Below are 21083 nucleotides of genomic sequence, written 5' to 3' on the forward strand. Positions count from 1 at the left end.
TACCGCAAGGCGGAAGTCAAAAGTCAAAAGTCAAAAGTCAAAAGTCAAAAGTATTATTGAATAAGCTCTCTAGGGCTTTTCAATGGTCTGCTTATTTACGCCGTGCTGTACTAGTTAGTAAGTTGGCACAAATAAACTTTGTTTTTTGGTATTTAACACTCAAATAAATGGCAAAGTAGAAAAAACTCAACAAATGTTTAAGTTTCTTTGCACCTAATTACTTAAAATTCTCAACTAGAATTCAATTATTAAGCATACTCTCAACTTAGCCTGAAGAACTTAATAAATTATGATGTTAGTTATCATTTTTAATCTATGTTCACTTTTTTTAATTAGAAGTTAGTTAAGTATTGCAAAGAAATGCCAAAAGAACTCTTGAGGAAAATTGATTCAGTGTAACCTCTAACAGGCGATGTCTACGACGGGCTATGCCTACGCTTCCGCCTTGAATAGTCTACACTACCTCTGAATTTTCCCTATTCTCCGCCTTTTTTTAACTTTATTGCAGTTTTGGTAACTCAGATAGGATTGCTATATCCGAACACCAGAAGAATGTGGGATAATAGTGTCCGAATTCGGATGTTCTAATAGTTGAAGTTGTATTTCATACTATATTGAAACCCCCCAGATTATATTTGGGGGGTTTGGTTGATTACTTGTGAGATTTGTTTAACTTAGATGTGCTCCTGGTTGTCCATTTTGGACTTCAGCTAAATTACCGAAAGTCAACGAACCGCATACTCCTACGGAGAAGCAAGCTACGCGTAGCGTCTCCAAGAGTTGGACACAAAGAAAGAAACAAATAAGAAGCCAAGAAAATTTGGCGCAGCCTCACAAAGAAATGGTATAAGTCTCAAAGCCAGCCAAAAAGCCTGTTTTACTTCTGAATTCAGAATTCTACTTCCTGTATAAATTACGAATTATTTAAAACCTGCCATTTCCCTGAACAATGTGCTTTACGGTGGTCAAGGTTTCCAGGCTGATAAATCCCCGACGATGACCTTTTTGGTTAGACATGCCGAGAAATACTGAATCTCCTCGCGAGGGGTTGCGGGAAAAACGCGGCGAAGTGTTGATGTAGGTAGAGGCACTGTTAACTCCTAAAGCAAACTGCCGACTTTCCTGGTAGGATTCAGTAACGATGCAGTCGGCATGACCACTGCTGTATTCATTAATCCAGGCGATCGCTGGCTCTAAGCTATCCACCAGTTTAAAAGCTACTGTCCTAGTTAAATAAGGGTTTCCCCATTCGCCTTCTTTGGCCAGCTGCAACTGGGGAAAGGCTTCCACTAGTTCCGCATCTCCTTTAATTTTAAAGCCTTTTTCCTTCAAACTGTTCCACAGAACGGCTATTGAAGACCGCAAAGCTTGGCGATGAATTAGTACCTTTTCAATGGCATTAACTTGGTCTGGTTCGCTCTGATGACTATCAAGAATCATCCAGCGCACCATTTCTAAGTTGCTATTGAGCGACCAGTAGAGGTAACAATTACCCATCGCTGACTTTAAGACTGGGCAAGTTGACTGTCTTACTACCTGCTGTATCAAGCCGGAACGTCCGTAGGGAATCGCTAAATTCAGGTACTGATCTTGGGTAACTAAATCCCGAATCGAAGCACCATGTTCTGCTGTGATCAGTTCTAGACAGCCCGGAGGTAGACCAACTTGGGCGATCGCATTTTGCAGTACTTCAGCGATCACCGCGTTAGAATGGCTAGCTTCAGTACTGCCTTTGAGAATTAAACAATTGCCAGTTTTGATACAAAAACCCGCTGCGATCGCCCCTAAATCCGGGAACGCCTCATAAATAAATCCAATTACTCCCAAGGGCATTAACTGGGTGTAACTCTGGGAATCTTCCAGTTGATAATCAGCAGTTCTGACGCGCCGCAGCGGATCTGATAATTCCCCCAACCGTTGTAAAATATCTACTGTCATCTCTAGCCTTGTGGGAGTCAGCTTCAGCCAGTCCAATATCAACTCTGGCACTGCCATTTCCCGACTGGCTTCTAAATCCAAGGTGTTGGCTTCTAGAATGTCGTCAAATGAGCGCTCAAGGGCTTGTGCCATCGCCAGTACTGCACGACTCCGGTCTGCTCCCTTTGTGATCCCCAACTTTAGGGAGGCTTGATAGGCTCGTTGGGCACTAGTAATCGGTTCGGGGTGATCATCCAAAACTTCAACAGTCATTGAGTTAACGTCTGTAGGTAAGCCAGACCATTAATGCTGGCAGAATAGCCAATAGCACCGCCACCATTGCCCAAGCAATAATGCTGGAACCATTTGCCAATCGCAGTGCTAATGGCAGCCATATAATCACTAGCACGAAAATAATGCCAAGTGCTATAGGCAGATAGCTTTCTCCCAAGCGGGGATGAACAACATGCCAACTATTTCCCATCCAACGCCAAGCCCGCTTGTAGGGATAGGTGGTAGAAAGCTGTTCTAGCACATGACCATTATCTTCTACTACAAAGATTTGCTGACAGCGATCGCAACCAAATGCTTCTGTCAGCGTAATCGGAATTAACTGACCCCGGCGACGACAGGGACAGGGGTATTCGGTATTGAAGTCTATTTTTTCGGGTTTTTGAGATTGCACAAGCGTTCTAATAACTTGAGCGTGTTTTACACAAACGGCGAGAATATGATCCCTTAATAAATGCCTTAGAGGCTTTTTTCTTTATGAAGATGGACAGGTGATGCAAACAGTAGATGCAGCAGACTCTAAGTATCCTAATTGCCATATCAGTACGGGGTTTTCTGTTTGTAGTCTTTCCCCGAACTGGCAATTTTATTTAAAAATTTCCTTCTCTTCATTTATTGCTTTCAAGGTAATATGGTTGCGTTTTTGGATTTATTGTGCTGACACACCTGGTACAATTTTAAGCCTACGTGGTGAACACTCCTAAAATAAATCGTTTGGGAAGGCTACGTTCATAAATAACAGACACCAATAAACCCTAGATTTTCCTTTGGCTCACTATATATTACTATCTAGTTCTCAAGGTTAGATCGGGATTAGTTCACAAGCGTTTCAAGAGCGGAAATTGCCAAAACATCCAGAGCGTCTGTGTGACTCTTTGCCCAAATACATTGTGGCTAACTTCACTGCTAAAAGACCCTTTGCACTTGACAACACTATTATTTAACCAGCCACCTTTAGTCAAGTGTAATACACCCTAAGTAAGTCGGCGTAAATAATGAAAGATTTGTAGTCAGGGCTTTAACCCTACTTTAAGGGCTAAAGCCCTGACTACGAACTAATTTCACTATTTTTTTGATTAGTTAATATAGTTTGAGTTATTTTCACTGACTTACTTACAGAAACTGAATTGATTACACCTATAAAGATTGTATCCAAGCTAATCCATATCTAGATTAGTCTAAAGCTGGGTTTTATATTTCTTAGGAATGATTTGAGTGGACAATATTCAAATTTGGACAGTAGACGATTTCTTTGTTCAATCTGTCCACATTGGGATCATTTCACACAGATGCAGCGCAAATCGACGAACACTTCAACGCACCCTAAAAATACGAAACCTCTTGAAATTTTTAACTCCAAGAGGTTTTAATTGGAAGCGGGTAACGCGATTCGAACGCGCGACATTCACCTTGGCAAGGTGACGCTCTACCACTGAGCTATACCCGCAATCAATAACCAAATATTAGTCTCTCAGATTTATCCCTAATTGTCAACCCCTTAATTTACTTTTGAGCGCCGAGTTTTTTAACTCATAACTCAGCACTCATCCGATTAGGCAGTAATTGAGAAACTCACTCACTGATAGTGCTGAGAGGGAAACGACTCGTGCGAACGCCACCTGCTCTTCTAGTCGCAGTCAGTCTAAGAATAACTATCTACGTTTTGAAGCATCCTAGTCCGGAGAAATCTTGGCTACTTAGTACGCACATTGAGGCGTAACACAAAAAGAACAACTAATTACATATGTTTTCATCCTAATAGTTGTTTTGAGCGTCTAGAGGGATATTTGACTATCCCTTTCCTGCTTGGCTTGGAGAATCGAGCCTGTCTTTATACCTGAGAGTGTCAATTAGCCCAGTTCTTCTGACTCCACAGTTAAATTGCTGACACTGGCACTTTGAAAAGAGGCCGGCAAAGACTGGCTATTACGAGAATATGGCTCTGCCAGATTAGAACGCAATTGCCGCATCAGGCTTGCCATTTCTAAGGCATTCAGAGCATAATCCCAGCCATGATTACCTTTTATCCCTGCCCGTTCTAAGGCTTGCTGCATAGTGTCTACTGTCAAAATGCCAAAAATTACTGGCACCCCAGTTTGAAAGCTAGCGGCAGCAATACCTTTAGAAACTTCTGAGGATACGTAATCAAAATGGGGTGTTTGCCCTCTAATGACTGCACCTAAACAAATTACAGCATCATAACGATGGGAAAGTGCTAGTTGGCGAGCTACTAAAGGTACCTCAAAACTTCCTGGTACCCAAACATAGTCCACCTGACTACCGTGGGGGTTAGGGTCTACACCGTGGCGTTTCAAGCAATCTTGACATCCCTCTAGCAGCTTTCCGGTAACAAGGTCATTGAATCGACCAATCACCACTGCAAACCGTAAAGGCTCCGTTTGAGTAAAAGTTCCCTCGAAAACTGCCATGACTGCCTCTTAATCAACTATACTTCTTCCGATCAATATACATTTCTTATTTAAATGTAGAGGAGCAGGAAAGCATGGTCAAAATAAAGGAAACAGGAAAAATCGAAAGAATCTCTCCTTTTTTCCTTTAATCTTTGACCTTGGCTTTTCTGCCCCTCTAATTCTTATATTATGTGCCTGCGCCAGAGTGAAGCCGTCGCCTACACGACAAAAAAGTTTAACAAACCAACTAAAAATACCAAACCAATCCAGACGCCAGAACCAAGCCAGAGCAGTTTTTTAGATTCAACCCAATTTTGGGGAGTGGCGTAAGCAACGGGGACGCCCACAACCAGGACAAAAGACAACACGACTAGACCTATCAAGGCAAACTGGAATATTATGGTCATTTTTGCTTCTCCCAATACAGCGAAATAGTGATATGTCCTACACTAACAGTAAGCTGTACAGTGTAGGCAACGAGTATGACTCCTGCTATTGCATAGGACATTTCCAGAAGCTCTGGTTTTATGTCCCTTTGATGCCCCACGGCCAACAGTTTGATTTTTTCTTCCTTTCCTAGCCCACAAATTTTACGACACAGGATGAATTGCTTATGACTTTTGCACTGATGTGTCAACCAATGGTAAATTTGCATTCTTTGAAAGGAAGTCTACTCGTTTCCCGTTGTCCAACCTTTGACATAGGTTTCCCAGAGGGCAGTAAGCGAGGTGTATCAACGACCGTGACTGCGAGTAATCAATTAAATCATACAACGCCCTGATCATCTATTTCAGAATATTTGACAATTAGGGTGCTGACTCTGAGGGGTAAAGGGTGAGGCTTCTGCTCATTTTAGCTAAAGGGCGACACTGACACTTTTTTCTTGTTGTTAAATTACGAAAAATTGCAACATTTTAGTCGTTTGTTCTTTGTATAAGTACCTATGACCAATGACTAATGACCGAAAAAGACTCATGATACAAGCCCCTAAATTTATTTATGGAGAAGAAAAAAATGTATTTTGAGACGCGTTGCGTGTTCGCCCTTGGCGTCTCGTAGAGAGAAATACGGCGTCCGTTTACTTGCCCCTAAATTTATTTATGGGGATTAAAAATGTTTGACTTTTGACTTTTGACTTTTGACTTCCCCGAAGGGGCTGACTCTTAACTATGGATTTAATTCTTTGCCACACAACAGCAGATTTTGACGCACTAGGAGCAGCAGTAGGGTTAACGCGGCTACTACCGGGAAGTAAGATTGTCCTGACTGGCGGTTCTCACCCTACTGTACGGGATTTTTTAGCATTGCATCGGGATGAATATCCGCTGATTGAACGCCGTTCGGTGAATCCAGAAAAAATTCGTTCTCTGACTGTGGTGGATACGCAACAGCGCGATCGCTTGGGTAAAGCTGCTGAGTGGTTAGATTTACCGCATGTAACAGAGATTATAGTTTATGACCATCACTTAGGACAAAAATCAGATATTCCCGCCAAGCGATCGCATATTTCCTCAGTAGGAGCCACCACAACTTTAATTGTGGAGCAATTGCAACAACAGCAAATTTCCCTGACTCCTACCGAAGCAACTGTGATGGCTTTGGGTATCCATGTTGACACTGGCTCCTTGACATTTGACCAATCTACACCACGGGATGCCTTGGCTTTGGCTTGGTTGATGCAACAAGATGCCAGTTTATCAGTAATTTCTACCTACCGTGACCCTGGCTTATCTTTGCAATTGCAGCAGCTATTAACTGAATCGCTGGAAAATTTAGAATATCTCTGTCTACATGGATATACGGTTGCTTGGGTAACTCTGAAAACAGATGGTTTTGTGCCGGGGCTATCGAGTCTGGCTTCAGAACTGGTGGAATTAACCGAAATTGATGCCATACTATTAGCCAATGAATATCCTTTGAGTGAAAGTGATTCCCGCCTAACAGTAATTGGGCGATCGCAAATTCCCAAAACAAATCTTAACCTATTATTCCAACCTCTAGGTGGCGGCGGTCATTCACAAGCCGCATCGCTAAACCTAAGGGGGGTTGATTCGCAGGCAATATTAAAACAACTCCTAGACGGGGTAAAAGCGCAAATTCCCCATCCTCCCACCGCTAGGGATTTGATGTCCTCTCCTGTCCGCACTATTCTGCCTGAAACTACAATTGCCGAAGCACAGCGCATTTTATTACGCTATGGACAGTCTGGTTTATCTGTAGTCGATGCTCAAGGGCAACTAGTAGGTATTATTTCACGGCGGGATATCGATATCGCCTTGCATCACGGATTTAGTCATGCACCAGTCAAGGGTTACATGACTACGAATCTCAAAACGATTACACCAGATACGACATTGCCACAAATTGAGTCAGTGATGGTGACCTACGATATCGGACGCTTACCAGTATTGGAAAATGGGCAGTTAGTTGGTATCGTCACTCGTACTGATGTTTTGCGGGAATTACATCAGCAAAGGGATGAAAACGGAGGAGGGGGAAAGGCAAAGAGGGGGAAAAGTAATATTAATCTTCCTCAATTGCAAAATAAACTTGCTCCTCAGTTATGGCAATTACTCACCACAGCATCGCAAGAAGCAGAAAAACGGGGTTGGCATCTTTATCTTGTCGGGGGTGCGGTGCGGGATTTGCTGTTAGCTGACGCAGCAGGCAGCTTGATGATTAAAGATATTGACCTCGTAGTTGATGGCTTTCACAAATCAGCAGATGTTGGTGCTGGTGTGGAACTAGCAAAAGCACTCCAACAACTTTATCCTGCGGCTCGCTTAGAAATCCACGGGGCTTTTCAAACTGCTGCTTTGTTGTGGCACAAAGACCCAGAATTAGATTCTTTATGGGTAGATATTGCTACGGCTAGAACAGAATTTTATCCTTACCCAGCGGCGAATCCAGAAGTTGAGGCGAGTTCAATTCGTCAAGACTTGTATCGTCGAGATTTTACCATCAATGCGATCGCCTTGCGGCTTACTACCCCTCGTTCAGGTGAATTACTTGACTTCTTTGGCGGTTTACTGGATTTAGAAGCCAAGCAAATTCGGGTTTTACATGCCAACAGCTTTATCGAAGACCCCACCCGCATTTATCGTGGTGTGCGCTTTGCCGTGCGCTTTGGATTTGAGATAGAACCGCAAACTGAAGAGTTTATCCGCTATGCGATCAACAGTGGCGTTTACGATCGCACTGCTCAAGAGAATAGCAGAACTCCAGCCCTGCAAACTAGACTGAAAACAGAATTAAAATACATTCTCGAAGCCCCCTACTGGAAATCGGCTTTGCAGTTACTCGATAACTTAGGGGCATTGCAATGTATCCATCCTACTCTGAAGCTAGACGCAGAACTTCTGCGACAATTACGCTTGCTAGAACGCTGCTTGCAGCGATTTGACCCGCAACCAACCCTTATCCATTGGGAAATGCGCTTAGAAACGTTAATCGCCCACCTAACATCACAATATCGGGCGAAAGTAGCAAAAAATCTGCAATTGCCAGAGGATAGCATTGCTAGGCTGAAGAACTTAGCTCAAGTTCAAACTGAGGTGATGACATTATTACCCACTTTTCAACCCCCCAGTCAAGTAGTGCAGTTGCTGCGACAGTACGATTTACCAATGCTGATTTTAATCGCCGTCCAAAGTCCACGAGAGATTAGACATCAGATTTGGGAATATTTCACTGTTTGGGCAAATATGCAGCCACTGTTGAATGGCAATGATTTAAAGAAACTTGGTTACAAACCAGGGCCCCAGTATCGGCAAATATTAGATGATGTAGTTGCTGCTACCTTGGATGGAGTGATTAAAGATAAGACTGAGGCTGAAGAATTTTTAGCCAACCATTATCCTCAGTAATTTATATTTACCATATCTGGTTTTTATGCAAACACCAAAAAAATACTCCACTCCAGAGGAATATTTACAACTAGAGGATGCGATTAACATTCTTATTGAAAGATAAATCGCACTACATTCACGCTTTGCAAAAACAAGCGAATGCCTATGACACACTATGCTATGGCAGGAGTCTAAATTATATCTGGGTCGATATTTAACTCCCGCAGTTTTGCTGCCAAACGTTCTGCTTTTTGTTTTAATAGTTCTGCCGTTTCTTCAGGTGTTGGTACTAGTAGCCCATCTCGTGTAAAAAACCGCAATAGTCCCTGATAAATTCCCAAATATAACCCTAACTGATGACTCCACAAATATCCTTGTTCACTTGCTTGTAGAGGTTGATATTCTCCATCTACTAAATGAAATCCTGCAAACTCTTGTGTGTAAGGGTCAAACCAAAAATAATCTGGTGTGCGGAAAGTCTCTTGATAAATTTTTTTCTTTAAATCTTTGTCAATATTTGCTGTTGATTCAGAAAGAATTTCTAGAATTAGATTTGGATATTTGCCATATTCTTCCCAAACTACCCAACTTTTACGGGTTTTACGTTCAGTTCCCAGCACTACAAAAAAGTCTGGTCCTCGGAAGTATTCCGATTTCAGTTGGCGCGGACTGTAGTAGATAGTCAGGTTTCCCGCCGCATAGAAATCATTTCTGTCTCGCCACAGCCATTCCAGACATTTTAAAAGTAGGATTATTTGCCGTAGATGCAGTTCGGTTTCCAAGGGAGGCTCATCACTATATAAATCACCAGGGGGAAATATAACATCTTGGCAGATGCCTTTTTTAGAATCTAATTCTTGAGCAATAGTCATAGAATGGATATGGCATCAAGTAGTTATAAATTTATTTTAGCAGGCTCACTTGCTTGTAGAGGTTGATACTCTCCATCTACTAAATGAAATCCCGCAAATTCTAGTGTGTAAGGGTCGAACCAAAAATAATCAGGTGTGCAGAAAGTATCTTGATAAATTTTTTACTTTAAATCCTTGTCAGTATTTGCTGTTGATTCAGAAAGAAATTCTAGAATTACATTTGGATTTTTGCCATATTCTTCCCAAACGACCCAACTTTTACAGGTTTTACGTTCAGTTACCAGCACTACAAAAAATGGATATTGAAACTGTCGAACAAATAATAGTAGGTATCAATGATTATCAAGTAGCACTTTGGGTAATTTCCCCTGATCTAAACCGAATTAATATTACTTAAAGTTTCAAGTTGAGAGAGCAAGCCTTAGAGGATGTTTGGAAAGTCTAATTTATTACTTGCCTTGGCGACTGGAAGTTGCACGCCAGGTGCTCATAGAGGAAACCCCCTACAGCCCTTCTCCTAAAGGAGACACTACGTGAACGGGCATTCTACGGCAGGCGCTAGCCTCTCCCTTTGGGAGAAGACGGCACTGGCTTGGCTACACAAGACTTTACCCACGTACCCTGCGGGTTCCCCAACGGGGTACGTGGGTTAAAAACCCTTGATTTTATCATGCTTTCCACGGAGGTGGACTTCTCTGCGAGACGCTACGCCAAGCTTGCTTCTCCGTTCGCGGAGCGTCTCGTAGAGAAGGAGTACGTTTGTGTAGTAGCGAATTATATTCGCCTAATACTTTTCAAACATCCTCTTACAAATGACAACCTATTCACCCAGTACACCAGAGTAATATTATCGAGAGTTACTGGAATGTAACGATATAATATGTGATCCCAGGTCGGTGTAGCTCTCGTTTGTGTGCCCGTAAACTTTGCGAATTCTATTCGCCAAGGCTGAAGTCGCATATCGCCTCACGTAAATCTCTAACTCCCCAGCAGAAGCCGTAAAGCATACAGGCAAGTTATAATTCTCTTGCGGATCAACGTAACAAAAATTTATGAGTAACCCCCTTGTACAAGCCTTTTTCGTAGGCAGAGCGGTAGCTGAAGTAGTTAATGAGCGTTTAGAGGTCGTCTTGACCGATGCTTTGAGTGATCTGGGCAAATTTGATGCCGAAGCTAGAGAGCAGTTGCGCCAGTTTACAGAAGAAGTCCTAGAGCGGGCAAATCGGTCAGCAGAAGTTGCTAATGCTGGTCAACCTACCACAGGTAGTGGGCAACCCAGTTCTGATTCAGGTGACTTGCAAGCAGATATTGATGAATTACGAGCAGAAATTGCCCTGCTACGAACAGAATTGCAACATTATCGCCGAACTTCTGCATAAATTTAGTCGTTGGTCATTGGTCATTAGTGATTAAGCCAAAAATTATGCACAAATGACAAAGGACAAAACACAAATGGCACTTGATCAAAAACAGTTTAGGAATCAGAGTGTCTTTTCTTCCAAGTGATTCGGTTGCAAACCAACGGTACACACAGCATATGGAACAAGGTTATTCAGATAAGGCATACCGTTGGAATCGGGAAAAATACTCTAGCAGACGGCGTTTTGTGGACATTTGGTCTTTTGTCTTGACCTTAATGTTCAAGCTTTGGCTATATAACAAATCTTGGAGTTATTCAGGTGGTGTGACTGAGGCAAAGCAAGCTGCAAGACGCAAAACTCAAGCAGTCTGGATTCGCACTACCCTGCTGGATTTAGGGCCAACCTTCATCAAAGTTGGGCAACTGTTTTCTACCCGTGCTGATATATTCCCTGGTGAATATGTAGAAGAACTAGCCAAGTTACAAGACAAAGTACCGGCATTTAGCTATGAACAAGTAGAAGCGACGATTGAGAAAGAACTAGGCAAGAAAATTCCTGAACTATTCCATAATTTTGAACCTATTCCCTTAGCTGCTGCTAGCTTGGGGCAAGTACACAAAGCTGTGCTGCATACTGGGGAATCGGTTGTTGTCAAGGTGCAACGTCCTGGACTAAAGAAGTTATTTGAAATAGATTTACAAATTCTCAAGGGAATTACCCGCTACTTTCAAAACCATCCCAAATGGGGACGGGGGCGAGATTGGTTGGGTATTTACGAAGAGTGTTGCCGCATTCTTTGGGAAGAAATTGATTATCTCAACGAAGGTCGTAATGCCGATACTTTTCGCCGGAACTTTCGCGGCTACGATTGGGTGAATGTCCCAAGAATATACTGGCGTTACGCCACTTCTAGAGTACTGACCTTGGAATATCTCCCTGGAATTAAAATTAGCCAATACGAAGCTTTAGAAGCAGCGGGTTTGGATCGAAAGGCGATCGCTCGTCAAGGTGCTCAAGCCTACTTACTACAGTTACTCAATAGTGGCTTTTTCCACGCTGACCCCCACCCAGGCAATATTGCCATTAGTGCAAGTGGTGCTTTGATATTCTACGATTTCGGCATGATGGGGCGGATTAAATCCAACGTCCGCGAAGGACTGATGCAAACACTTTTTGGTATTGCCCAAAAAGACGGGGAGCGCGTTGTTCAGTCTCTAATCGATTTAGGCGCGATCGCCCCAACGGATGACATGGGGCCAGTGCGGCGTTCCATCCAGTATATGCTGGACCATTTCATGGATAAGCCCTTTGAAAATCAATCGGTCGCGGCAATTAGTGACGACCTTTACGAAATAGCTTATAATCAGCCATTTAGATTTCCAGCAACCTTCACTTTTGTGATGCGAGCCTTTTCTACCCTAGAAGGGGTAGGCAAAGGTTTAGATCCAGAGTTTAACTTTATGGAAGTTGCCCAACCATATGCAATGCAGCTTATAACCGATATGAATGGTTCTGAGGGGAATAGCTTTCTTAACGAATTAAGTCGCCAAGCAGCTCAGGTAAGTAGTACTGCGTTAGGTTTACCACGTAGGTTAGAGGATACGCTAGAAAAGCTAGAACGGGGAGACATGCGCTTGCGCGTTCGGTCTATAGAAACTGAACGGCTGTTGCGGCGGCAGAGCAGTATTCAGCTTTCAATAAGCTATGCTCTGTTAATCAGTGGTTTCACACTTTCAGCTACGATTTTAGTGGTTACCAATTATGTATGGTGGGCACTAGTGCCTGGTTTAATTGCAGCAGGGCTTTCAGTGATCCTGATCCGACTACTTTTACGCCTAGACCGTTACGATCGGATGTATTAATTGTTGCAAAAATTTATGAAACTTAATTTCACGGGTTTTACCGATCCGGGACTTATTCGTTCTAATAATCAGGATAATTACCATATCGACCCAGAGGGACGGTTTTTCGTTGTTGCCGATGGTATGGGTGGTCATGCCGGAGGTGAGGAAGCAAGTCGGATTGCCACTGGAGAAATTCAGGCGTATTTGCTGGCAAATTGGCAATCTTCTAAATCTTCTCAAGAATTGCTAGAGCAAGCTTTGTGGGGTGCCAATGAAGCGATTTTGCAGGATCAGCAAAATCATCCCGAACGCGGCGACATGGGTACAACGGTTGTAGCGGTAATTTTTCGCTCCCCAGAGTCGCCTTGGTGCGCTCATGTTGGCGATTCGCGGCTGTATCGCTTCCGAGAGTCGCAATTAGAACAGATAACAGAAGACCACACTTGGGTAGCACGGGCAATCAAAATAGGTGACATCACCTTAGATGAAGCACGATTACATCCTTTTCGTCATGTATTATCGCGCTGTTTGGGGCGTGAAGACTTGCATCAGATTGATGTGCAACCACTGGATGTAAAAGTTGGCGATCGCTTGCTGTTATGCAGTGATGGTCTCACCGAAGAACTTGTCGAACAGAAGATTGCTAGCTGCCTCCAAGACAGTCCTTGGCTTGATAAGGTCGCCATTTCTCTAGTTGAGGCTGCTAAGGAGCATGGAGGGCACGATAACATCACAGTTGTCATCGTCTCACTTGACTAAAAAGTTATCAGTCATTCAATTTTAGATTTTGAATTTTGGTGAAGCAGGGTAATGAGTCATTTGCTAACAGCGGGTTTCCCGACTTGTACCCCTACGGGGAAGCAAGCTACGCGCAGCGTAAGATGCCCAAAGGGCTGTAGGGAGAAGCGACTGCCGTTAGCGAGTCTTCTACTTTGGCGTTAGCCTCTCACGAATGGGATAACTACGGTGTACACACATCTCTACATAGGATGAAAAACATCGTCTGATCCTCCTAAATCCCCTAATTTATTGGGGGACTTTGAGATTTTTGGTTCCCCAATTTATCGGGAGGTTGGGGGGGATCTTCTCTACGAGAGGCTGCGCCAACAGCATGGCAACTCTTAAAGACGCTGTTCGCGTTCGCTCGTTAGCGAGTCAGATGCTCGCGGACTCGCTAACGAGCGAAGCCATGCCGCAGGCTTTACGCTGCGCTACACTTGCGTCAGGGATTCAAGGAAAAATCTAAAATCTAAAATCCCGAATTAGTAAAGTTATGAGTTTTTACTCCTAACTCCTGACTCCTGACTCCTATTTGGTAGATATACTCAGAAATTTGTTCAGCGTGAGCATTTTTCCTTTTTACAATTTGATACAAATATTTTTAGCCTCCAAAGTGATTTAAAGAGGCTGAATTTGCATAAATTGGTAAATTGACAACTTGCACGTAATAAGGTAAAGCGACTATAATTCACGCTTATTACCATTCATTCCCCAATCTCCTTAAAATCCCTACCCTTCAAAGCTTCCTCCATAGTGGGAGAGACAGCATCTTAGTTTTTACTGTTTAAGAAGAACTATCGAGGGTTAAGGATAACATCTGAGCTTCTTTACAAACGAGAGTTATGTAAAGCAGTCAGGAGTCAGGGAGGTAGTTGTAACTTGTCTGAGTTCAAACGCAGCCTATTTTCCGAAATATGGCTCGGCTGACTTGGGTGGTATATCAGTAGGATTAGGTGCAAGATATCAGACCAGAAAAAGTCCACATTTAGGATGTGGGCAATGTGTCAAACAATTGTTATCTTTCTTAATACGGAGGAACAAATGTTGGACAGTTATAAGTCCAAATATTATCCAATTTGGACTTCTGTGAGCGATATCATCTTTACGCGTTGTTTTTTCGGAGTTAACTAACTATGAACCAACCAATGAAACTATCCTTAGAACAGCAATTCAGCATCTGCTCATTTTCTACTCAGGTGCAAAATATGAGCCACGATCAAGCTAAAGATTTTTTAGTTAAGCTATACGAGCAAATGGTCGTGCGCGAGGCAACTTATCAAGAACTTCTTAAGCACCAGTGGGGCTTAGATTCCGGTTCCACTATGGCATAGAGTCGTTCTACTGTCGCAGTGGGCGACCTCCTTCTCTTGCTTGGTTCCAAGGAGGAAAAGAGCTGGGGATGTCGGGGCGTCAACTTCGATAACTAATTTCCGCAAAAGTTGGACAAAAATTCAATTCAAAAAATTAACAATAAGTAAACTTTTCGACGACATATTTGCTAAAGTCTAGACTTACTTTAATTTTGTAGGACAAATCTACTGTTTGCTTGATCCAGACTTCCTTTTGGTTCGTCTAGTGTGCTGACTAACCTGCGTAAATTTACAATCCCCCGGAATGACGTATACAGGAAGATTTACAAAGAATTTAGATAGCAGTGATTTGGCGGCTAGTGTTTTCACTCTTTATACATATAACTAGAACTTACATCTTTATATATATTTTGTTTATAAAAGTTTACATTTGCTGAGTGAGCACCTCTTAGTTCCATCTTTTAGATGTAACATTAAGAAATTATTCCTAGCTGGAAAACTCGTATGCAGAATCTGTATCAATACTTTCCAGTTTTGCCAGAATTTGAGGCTTAATCTTTTCGTACTCGCTTTTGAGTAAGCTTTTACTAATTTGCGGGTCGGCAGAGGACATCATTGTATTGCTCATTGCGACCCACTCTTGTAGTCGTTGGCGCTGGGCGGAAGCGATGCTAGAAAGTAAGATATGGGTACAGCTATTTGGTGTTTCTCGTGCAAAGAATAATAGGCGGTAATAACCTGTGTGCTGTAGTAATCGAGCAATTTGTTGACCAAGGCTGGTTTTGAGATCAAGGTAATAAGGGAACCATTTCGCACTATGTTTGTGGTTGTAAATGACAGTAATCCATAGCAGCATCGGATGAGGAATAGAGATGAATAGAAATTGGTTATAGCGGGTACACACTAAGCGCTTTTGAATTTCTTCTTGCGGTAGCATCACCCACAGGGCTGGTAAAATCTCTCCATTGGTATGAATGGGCTGGGGAAAGACAATATCGGCAATTGGTTTATTTTGAGGCCAGGAAATGGCACGAGCGATTTCATCGTTTGACCAGGATACCTGCAAATCGGCTTTTGTCTTTTGTTCAAGCTCAGTGCTGACTGTAGTAGCAGGAACTAGCGGATGATCTTGCTTAATTTCGCGTGTATGCTCAGACTTTTCTAGAGACGCTAAAACTTTTAGGATTTCAGTAATACTTTGGGGGCGATCGCGTGCTACTTTAGCTAGACAGCTGATCACCAAATTTTCGATTTCTTTTGGTAATTCTAATCCAGGCGCAACCTCAGCAAAAGAACGTGGTTTTTGATAGTGATGTGTTTTATACCATGCTCCAAAAGAATGAGATGGAACCACCAGTGGCATTTTGCCTGTGAGCATCTCAAACATCATAATTCCCAAACTATAAATATCAGCACGGTTGTCTAATTCTTTACCCTCCATTTGTTCGGGAGAAGAATAAGCCAATGTCCCCAAATAGAATTTTGTATGGTCGCCATCTGACTGTAATAACTTTGCAATCCCAAAATCTAGAACTTTGACCAATTCTCCGAAACTGGCATCTTGAATCACCAATATATTGCTTGGCTTGACATCCCGATGGATAATTGGGCAAATAGTACCCTCAACTGGGATGCCATCATGAGCGCACTGCAACCCCAGGCTGAGTTGACGCGCCATACTCAGGAATCTTGGTAAAGGCAGTCGTTGCTTGCGAATAATATTGTTCAGGCTTTGTCCTTGTAGGTATTCCATGACGTAGAACGGGGTGTTATTGTCGTCTACGCCATAGTCCATGACTCGGACAATGTGGATACTTTTTTGCCCTAGTAAAGCACAGGTTTTTGCTTCTCGCTCAAAGCGGTCTTGCAATCGCATCTTTTCATTTTGGATTGATAGCGCCAGAAACTTAACTGCAACAGGTACACCTCCCAACAAAGTATCTTTAGCACGATAAACCCGACCCATTGCTCCAGTGCCGATTAACTCCTGGAGTTGGTAGCGTTTGCTGAGTAAGTGACCAATGTTGGGGTCTGACATAGAGAATTTGAATCCAAAAGCAGGTTGTAAGTATTTGGGAGGAAAAGTGCATTCAAACTGAGATTTGAATTATTGCGCCCAGAAATGACTTTCTAGGCTCGTACTGCAAAGCAGAAATGGAAGTCAAAAGTCAAAAAGCTTATAGGCTAGACTTTTGGGCTATTTCTAATCGTTAGTCTATTTACGCGGTGCTGTACTAGCTTTTTTCAGTTATTTTTTAGAGCATTGAAACCATCAACTGGCAGTTTGCAACCGAGACGGTTATTACAACTAGTGCAACATGCCAAATCAAACAAGCAGAAAGAGTAGATTTAAGTAGGTGGGGGAAAAAATTTATAAGTATGTCATTGCTTACTGAAACGGAGTGCACCGTACTCCTACGGAGAAGCAAGCTACGCGTAGCGTCTCCAAGAGTTGCAATCACAAGGACTTTGACGGTTTTACATTTTGTTACATAGTTAGGTTGATTCGTGCCTACCTACTTATGATGACGCTTTGTACCATTTTGCACTTTCATTGTGGTGTAATTTTAGTTTGCCCAATTTTGACTCAATAGATAACTATAGTATCTGCCAAAAAGCTTAATTAGGTAGCACCACACTCACCACAGAGTTCTGATAACTGAGTAATGAGTGTGGAGTTTTGAATATAAATAAAGCCTGAGGGGATGACATGAAGCCCTGCTAGGCAGATTTTATCAGATCCAAGCCCTGATGTCTTGTAAACAATGCTCTAGTCTATTAGGATTTATAACTGTTATTTTAGTGAGCAATGATCCACAATTAAAGTTTTGCTTGATTAGTATTTTCCTCCTACCTTCAGCAAGACGTCATCTGCCTTTATTTTGTAAGTAGGGATAATCACAAATACTTATTGCCTGACCAGGTTTTTAACCTTAAGGCTGATTCTGACTATGTAAGAGAATGTTTTAAAAGTCCCAATAGGTATAATTTTGCTGTTCTCACTTGGGTTAACTTTGACGATAAATCAAGGTTTTAGCCATATAATGAGATACTTTGCTCTCCTAGTTAGGACAGCAAAAGACCCTTTTAAACCATCCTCTAAGGATGTATTATTTCTTGATCAAACTGTAATAATACTAATTGATAGCTTTTCGTTTTTTATTTACGTTATAAGACATGTCATAAACTGATTTATTACCCCTCACATAGTATTGAATTCGACGTTCGATAATAGTGTTAAATCGGGAAAGAAAATCAGGAAAAAAGTAGGGATTTTCTCCCATTTTTCTTAATGCTGTTAACCATTTTCCTTGCTTTATAGGCACTACAACTTGAAAGTAAGCTAGATTTTTCTGATAAACTGCAAGATTAGAAGACAGAGCACGCATTAAAGCTGGATTTTTTTTCACAACTTCTTGTTGCATGAAAGAATTAGTAGCACTTAAGTATTGATTTAGACGTAACAATATACTTTGACGTACAAGAGAAATAGGGCGTGAGCGGTAGAAATAATAGGGTTCTGGCACAATAAAAAAGCGAGCGCCATTGATTAAGCATTTCAGATCAAGCCAAAAGTCCTCAGCTATGCTGAGGGTTTCATCGTACTCAATGCCGTGCTTAACCATAAATTCTCGTTTGAATATAGGCTTGCTTAAACCAAGACGCAACCCTGCTTTTCCATAGATATCAGTTTCCACAAAATAAATGAGATCGATTTGAAGAATTTTATCTATATGTTCTCCACTTTCTTGAATCAATGTACTCCAAGGAGATGTTGCACCATCTTTGATTAAATAAGGATCGTCAGCAATCATGTCTGCATTTGTTTCCTCTGCCAGCAACACAAGCTTTTCTAATCTTTCGGGAGCATACCAGTCATCTGAATCAAGAACAGCAATCCATTCTCCTTGGGCTGCTCTGAGAGCACAATTACGCGCAGCAGAAACCCCAAGGTTTTGTTGATTAACTATTACTTTGAGACGTTGGTCAGTAAAACTTTTAACGACTTCTACAGTTTTATCACTTGAACCATCATCGACCACGATAACTTCAATATCAGTGAGCGTTTGCTCTAAGGCTGACTCTATTGCCTTGGCAATATAAGCTTCAGTATTATAAGCAGGGATAATGACAGATACTTTAGGATTCACGAAACTCAACTCCAGACTACACGGTTCGGTAAAAATGCTAAAATCCTGACGATAATTTGATAACTACTTTTTTAGTATACAACTCAGTAGGTTGGTGAAAATAAACGATGACTCCTTAAGGTCAGATATGAAACATTGAACGTTGCCATTGTTTGAGCAGTCGGCTTCCAGCCTAAACATACAGCGCTTAAGTTGACTGACGCTCTAGGCTAGCTTCCATTGTGTTAGTCAAAAAATGACCAGCCAAGATGCCACTACTGAGGTAATATGTATCTTCCGAAATGCGGTGGAGGGTTTCAAAGCCACTACGACGCTGACGATCGCCTAGTACCCAGTAACGCTGCACAATAGTATCTAGACCAATCCAGCCTTCACCTTCAACCTGCCCCAAAATATTATGTTGTAGTAAAAAAGTATACTGACGCTCTCCATCATGCAGCCGCCCCTTGTATTGCAGAGAGATTTCGGAGCGATCGCTACCTGGGAATATCAGCTTTGTAGCCATAGTGAACCAGTTATCTCGATTCCAAGCTACCAAGGTCATACCCTTGACGCTGATTGGCATACCATTGCGTTCCAGCCAATTTCCTTGCATTGCCCAGCGTCCTGGTTCCAATAAAAAAGTATGAGCCACATTCTATATTCCCTGCCTTGATCGAGTGCCGCCAAGACTACAGTTATAGCAGTGCTGAGTTGCAAGTGCTGAATGAATGAAGAAATTTTTTTATCTTATTTATTGTTCCTGTCTCAGAACTCAGGACTGACCTTTGTGAATTTCTCCCAAAAGCACTTCTTGAGGTGCCCCAGTGGCAGTAGGTAGGTTGCCAGGAATACCCAAATTTCGCCAGTAGGCTAAAATCGCGAAGGCGATCGCTTCTTTAAAATCTGCACTCAGACCGACTTCATCTGTAGTCCATACTGGTATTGATGTCAACAATAACTGTAATCTTTGTTTCAAATAGAGGTTGCGACTACCACCGCCACATAATAGTACCCGTTGTGGCATTTCCGGTAAAAAAGTGCGGTAACTCTGAACAATTGAAGCAGCTGTAAGTTCCGTCAGAGTTGCCAGTACGTCGGCAGCATTGAGTTGGTATGCTTGGGCATCTTTTAAACACTGATGTAGGTAAGTCACACCAAATAACTCTCGACCAGTAGATTTGGGTGGCGGCAGATGAAAATAGTCTTGGTTGAGCCATTGTTCTACCAACGGATGACAAGGAGTACCACTCGCTGCCCAATTGCCATCTTCATCGTAAGTTTTAGCACCAGCGCTTAAATGCTCCACCCCCAGATCCAACAGACTATTTCCTGGGCCAGTATCCCAAGCGCGAATTTTTGAGAGCCAGTCGCCATGCTGAGGCGGAATATAAGCAACATTACCAATACCACCAATGTTTTGAATACAACGCCCTTCTTTAGGATGACTGAGCAAATAGGCATCTACTCTGGGCACGAGAGGCGCACCATGACCACCAATAGCGATATCAGCAACGCGGAAGTTGCTCACAGTTGTAATGCCCGTAAGATTGGCAATTAATGCACCGCGCCCTAGTTGCAGACTGTAACCCAAGGGAGTGCTGTTAGCGGTAGCGGGGCGTTTAGCCCCTGCTAGGTCAGAAATTAAAATTTCTCTCCTCCCCTGCTCCCCTGCTTCCCTTGCTCCCCTGCTCCCCTGGTTACTAAGCGCAGTCAAAGTATGTTCCCCTGCTCCCCCAGGTGGTCGATGAAAAACCGTCTGACCGTGGGAGCCAATGAGAGTGGCTGGCTGATGACCAATTTGAATATTTTGGGCGGCTTGGGCAAAAACTTGAGCGATCGCATCATCTATTTCTGCCAATTCTGCCATTGAGATGGCAACGCCTGCACCAACTGCCAATATTCTTTCTCTGAGTTCGGCTGGATAAGGATATGTTGCTCCAGCTAGCAACTCAATTTTGATATCTAATTCTGTACCGGAAATCTCTACCAACACAGTGTCTATGCCATCTACGGATGTGCCACTAATTAAACCTATAACGCGAGTAGGGACAGCAGCTTCTTCAATCGGATGCATTGATAAAGATTCTTTTGTTAATTGCAAGAGGTAGTTTAATTCATGTTACTACCCATGTCAAAAAAAACTAAGGTGGCATAGTTAACGGAGAAAGACGAATTGTGAGAGAAGGAATTAGAGGCAGCCGACGGCTACCTGTCAAAGAACGTGGTAGTCCCTTGAAGCAGAAAAAATAATTACGTTGCAAATTACAGCAATTCCAGAGTTATTAAAGGTATTAGAACTATCTAGATATATTGTGA

At 42.5% G+C, this 21083-nt stretch carries 14 protein-coding genes, 1 tRNA gene and 1 pseudogene; 5 read left to right on the plus strand and 11 right to left on the minus strand.

From position 1 onward, the window contains the following. Positions 1-924: 924 nt before the first annotated feature. From Q0541_RS02890 to psbZ, 5 genes are all read right to left on the minus strand, one after another. Positions 925-2190 carry a glutamate-5-semialdehyde dehydrogenase gene (locus tag Q0541_RS02890; RefSeq protein ID WP_298905260.1) on the minus strand — a complete coding sequence of 422 codons (1266 nt, stop codon included), beginning with the start codon at positions 2188-2190 and terminating at the stop codon, positions 925-927. A 4-nt stretch (positions 2191-2194) separates the two neighbouring features. Next, on the minus strand, positions 2195-2602 hold the full coding sequence (locus Q0541_RS02895) for a hypothetical protein (RefSeq protein ID WP_094348002.1): 408 nt from the start codon (positions 2600-2602) through the stop codon (positions 2195-2197). Between the two features lie 981 nt (positions 2603-3583). Next, positions 3584-3655 (minus strand) — tRNA-Gly (locus Q0541_RS02900). A 403-nt stretch (positions 3656-4058) separates the two neighbouring features. Then, positions 4059-4637, minus strand: a complete 579-nt coding sequence (gene ribH, locus Q0541_RS02905) for a 6,7-dimethyl-8-ribityllumazine synthase (protein ID WP_298905266.1) — start codon at positions 4635-4637, stop codon at positions 4059-4061. 200 nt (positions 4638-4837) lie between these two features. Continuing rightward, positions 4838-5026, minus strand: coding sequence for a photosystem II reaction center protein PsbZ (psbZ, locus tag Q0541_RS02910; protein WP_298905268.1), 189 nt, complete (start codon positions 5024-5026; stop codon positions 4838-4840). Positions 5027-5788: 762 nt separating this feature from the next. On the opposite strand from psbZ, the gene Q0541_RS02915 reads away from it, so the two are divergent. Further along, entirely contained in the window at positions 5789-8485 is a 2697-nt protein-coding gene (locus Q0541_RS02915; RefSeq protein WP_298905270.1) for a CBS domain-containing protein, read from the plus strand. A 173-nt stretch (positions 8486-8658) separates the two neighbouring features. Here the strand turns inward: Q0541_RS02915 and Q0541_RS02920 are convergent, their stop codons facing one another. Both Q0541_RS02920 and Q0541_RS02925 read right to left on the minus strand, forming a co-directional pair. Further along, on the minus strand, positions 8659-9339 hold the full coding sequence (locus Q0541_RS02920) for a Uma2 family endonuclease (RefSeq protein WP_298905272.1): 681 nt from the start codon (positions 9337-9339) through the stop codon (positions 8659-8661). A 44-nt stretch (positions 9340-9383) separates the two neighbouring features. Further along, positions 9384-9647 (minus strand): annotated as a pseudogene (locus Q0541_RS02925) (Uma2 family endonuclease); the annotation flags it as partial. A 744-nt stretch (positions 9648-10391) separates the two neighbouring features. Between Q0541_RS02925 and Q0541_RS02930 the strand changes: the two are divergent. The 4 genes from Q0541_RS02930 (at position 10392) to Q0541_RS02945 (ending at position 14655) form a co-directional block, all read left to right on the plus strand. Continuing rightward, positions 10392-10718: a DUF6825 family protein gene (locus Q0541_RS02930; RefSeq protein ID WP_298905274.1), complete on the plus strand. Its 327-nt coding sequence runs from the start codon at positions 10392-10394 to the stop codon at positions 10716-10718. A 158-nt stretch (positions 10719-10876) separates the two neighbouring features. Then, entirely contained in the window at positions 10877-12562 is a 1686-nt protein-coding gene (locus Q0541_RS02935) for an AarF/ABC1/UbiB kinase family protein (protein WP_298905330.1), read from the plus strand. Positions 12563-12577: 15 nt separating this feature from the next. Further along, the gene (locus tag Q0541_RS02940) at positions 12578-13303 is read left to right on the plus strand and encodes a PP2C family serine/threonine-protein phosphatase (protein WP_298905276.1); all 726 of its coding nucleotides are present in this window, start codon (positions 12578-12580) and stop codon (positions 13301-13303) included. A gap of 1154 nt (positions 13304-14457) precedes the next feature. Further along, positions 14458-14655 (plus strand): NblA/ycf18 family protein, encoded by a 198-nt coding sequence (locus Q0541_RS02945; protein ID WP_104908243.1) that lies wholly within the window; start codon positions 14458-14460, stop codon positions 14653-14655. A 466-nt stretch (positions 14656-15121) separates the two neighbouring features. Here Q0541_RS02945 and Q0541_RS02950 read toward each other — a convergent pair whose 3' ends face one another. The 4 genes from Q0541_RS02950 to Q0541_RS02965 form a co-directional block, all read right to left on the minus strand. After that, positions 15122-16672, minus strand: coding sequence for a serine/threonine-protein kinase (locus Q0541_RS02950; RefSeq protein WP_298905279.1), 1551 nt, complete (start codon positions 16670-16672; stop codon positions 15122-15124). A gap of 1099 nt (positions 16673-17771) precedes the next feature. Next, complete coding sequence (locus Q0541_RS02955) at positions 17772-18785, minus strand: glycosyltransferase family 2 protein (RefSeq protein WP_298905281.1); 1014 nt, start codon at positions 18783-18785, stop codon at positions 17772-17774. A gap of 187 nt (positions 18786-18972) precedes the next feature. Beyond that, positions 18973-19419 (minus strand): hypothetical protein, encoded by a 447-nt coding sequence (locus Q0541_RS02960; protein ID WP_273762642.1) that lies wholly within the window; start codon positions 19417-19419, stop codon positions 18973-18975. Between the two features lie 120 nt (positions 19420-19539). Next, positions 19540-20841, minus strand: a complete 1302-nt coding sequence (locus tag Q0541_RS02965) for an anhydro-N-acetylmuramic acid kinase (protein WP_298905285.1) — start codon at positions 20839-20841, stop codon at positions 19540-19542. Positions 20842-21083 lie beyond the last annotated feature (242 nt).

Origin of the sequence: uncultured Nostoc sp. (genome assembly GCF_937863485.1) — a bacterium.
In the GTDB taxonomy this organism is placed as follows: domain Bacteria; phylum Cyanobacteriota; class Cyanobacteriia; order Cyanobacteriales; family Nostocaceae; genus Nostoc.

What these genes read in the sequence shown, in the direction of transcription:
- Q0541_RS02920 (WP_298905272.1), bottom strand. Translation starts at nt 9,339, where the DNA reads ATGACTATTGCTCAAGAATTAGATTCTAAAAAAGGCATCTGCCAAGAT.
- Q0541_RS02940 (WP_298905276.1), top strand. Translation starts at nt 12,578, where the DNA reads ATGAAACTTAATTTCACGGGTTTTACCGATCCGGGACTTATTCGTTCT.
- Q0541_RS02950 (WP_298905279.1), bottom strand. Translation starts at nt 16,672, where the DNA reads ATGTCAGACCCCAACATTGGTCACTTACTCAGCAAACGCTACCAACTC.
- Q0541_RS02965 (WP_298905285.1), bottom strand. Translation starts at nt 20,841, where the DNA reads ATGCATCCGATTGAAGAAGCTGCTGTCCCTACTCGCGTTATAGGTTTA.
- Q0541_RS02915 (WP_298905270.1), top strand. Translation starts at nt 5,789, where the DNA reads ATGGATTTAATTCTTTGCCACACAACAGCAGATTTTGACGCACTAGGA.
- psbZ (WP_298905268.1), bottom strand. Translation starts at nt 5,026, where the DNA reads ATGACCATAATATTCCAGTTTGCCTTGATAGGTCTAGTCGTGTTGTCT.
- Q0541_RS02935 (WP_298905330.1), top strand. Translation starts at nt 10,877, where the DNA reads ATGGAACAAGGTTATTCAGATAAGGCATACCGTTGGAATCGGGAAAAA.
- Q0541_RS02930 (WP_298905274.1), top strand. Translation starts at nt 10,392, where the DNA reads ATGAGTAACCCCCTTGTACAAGCCTTTTTCGTAGGCAGAGCGGTAGCT.
- Q0541_RS02945 (WP_104908243.1), top strand. Translation starts at nt 14,458, where the DNA reads ATGAACCAACCAATGAAACTATCCTTAGAACAGCAATTCAGCATCTGC.
- ribH (WP_298905266.1), bottom strand. Translation starts at nt 4,637, where the DNA reads ATGGCAGTTTTCGAGGGAACTTTTACTCAAACGGAGCCTTTACGGTTT.
- Q0541_RS02890 (WP_298905260.1), bottom strand. Translation starts at nt 2,190, where the DNA reads ATGACTGTTGAAGTTTTGGATGATCACCCCGAACCGATTACTAGTGCC.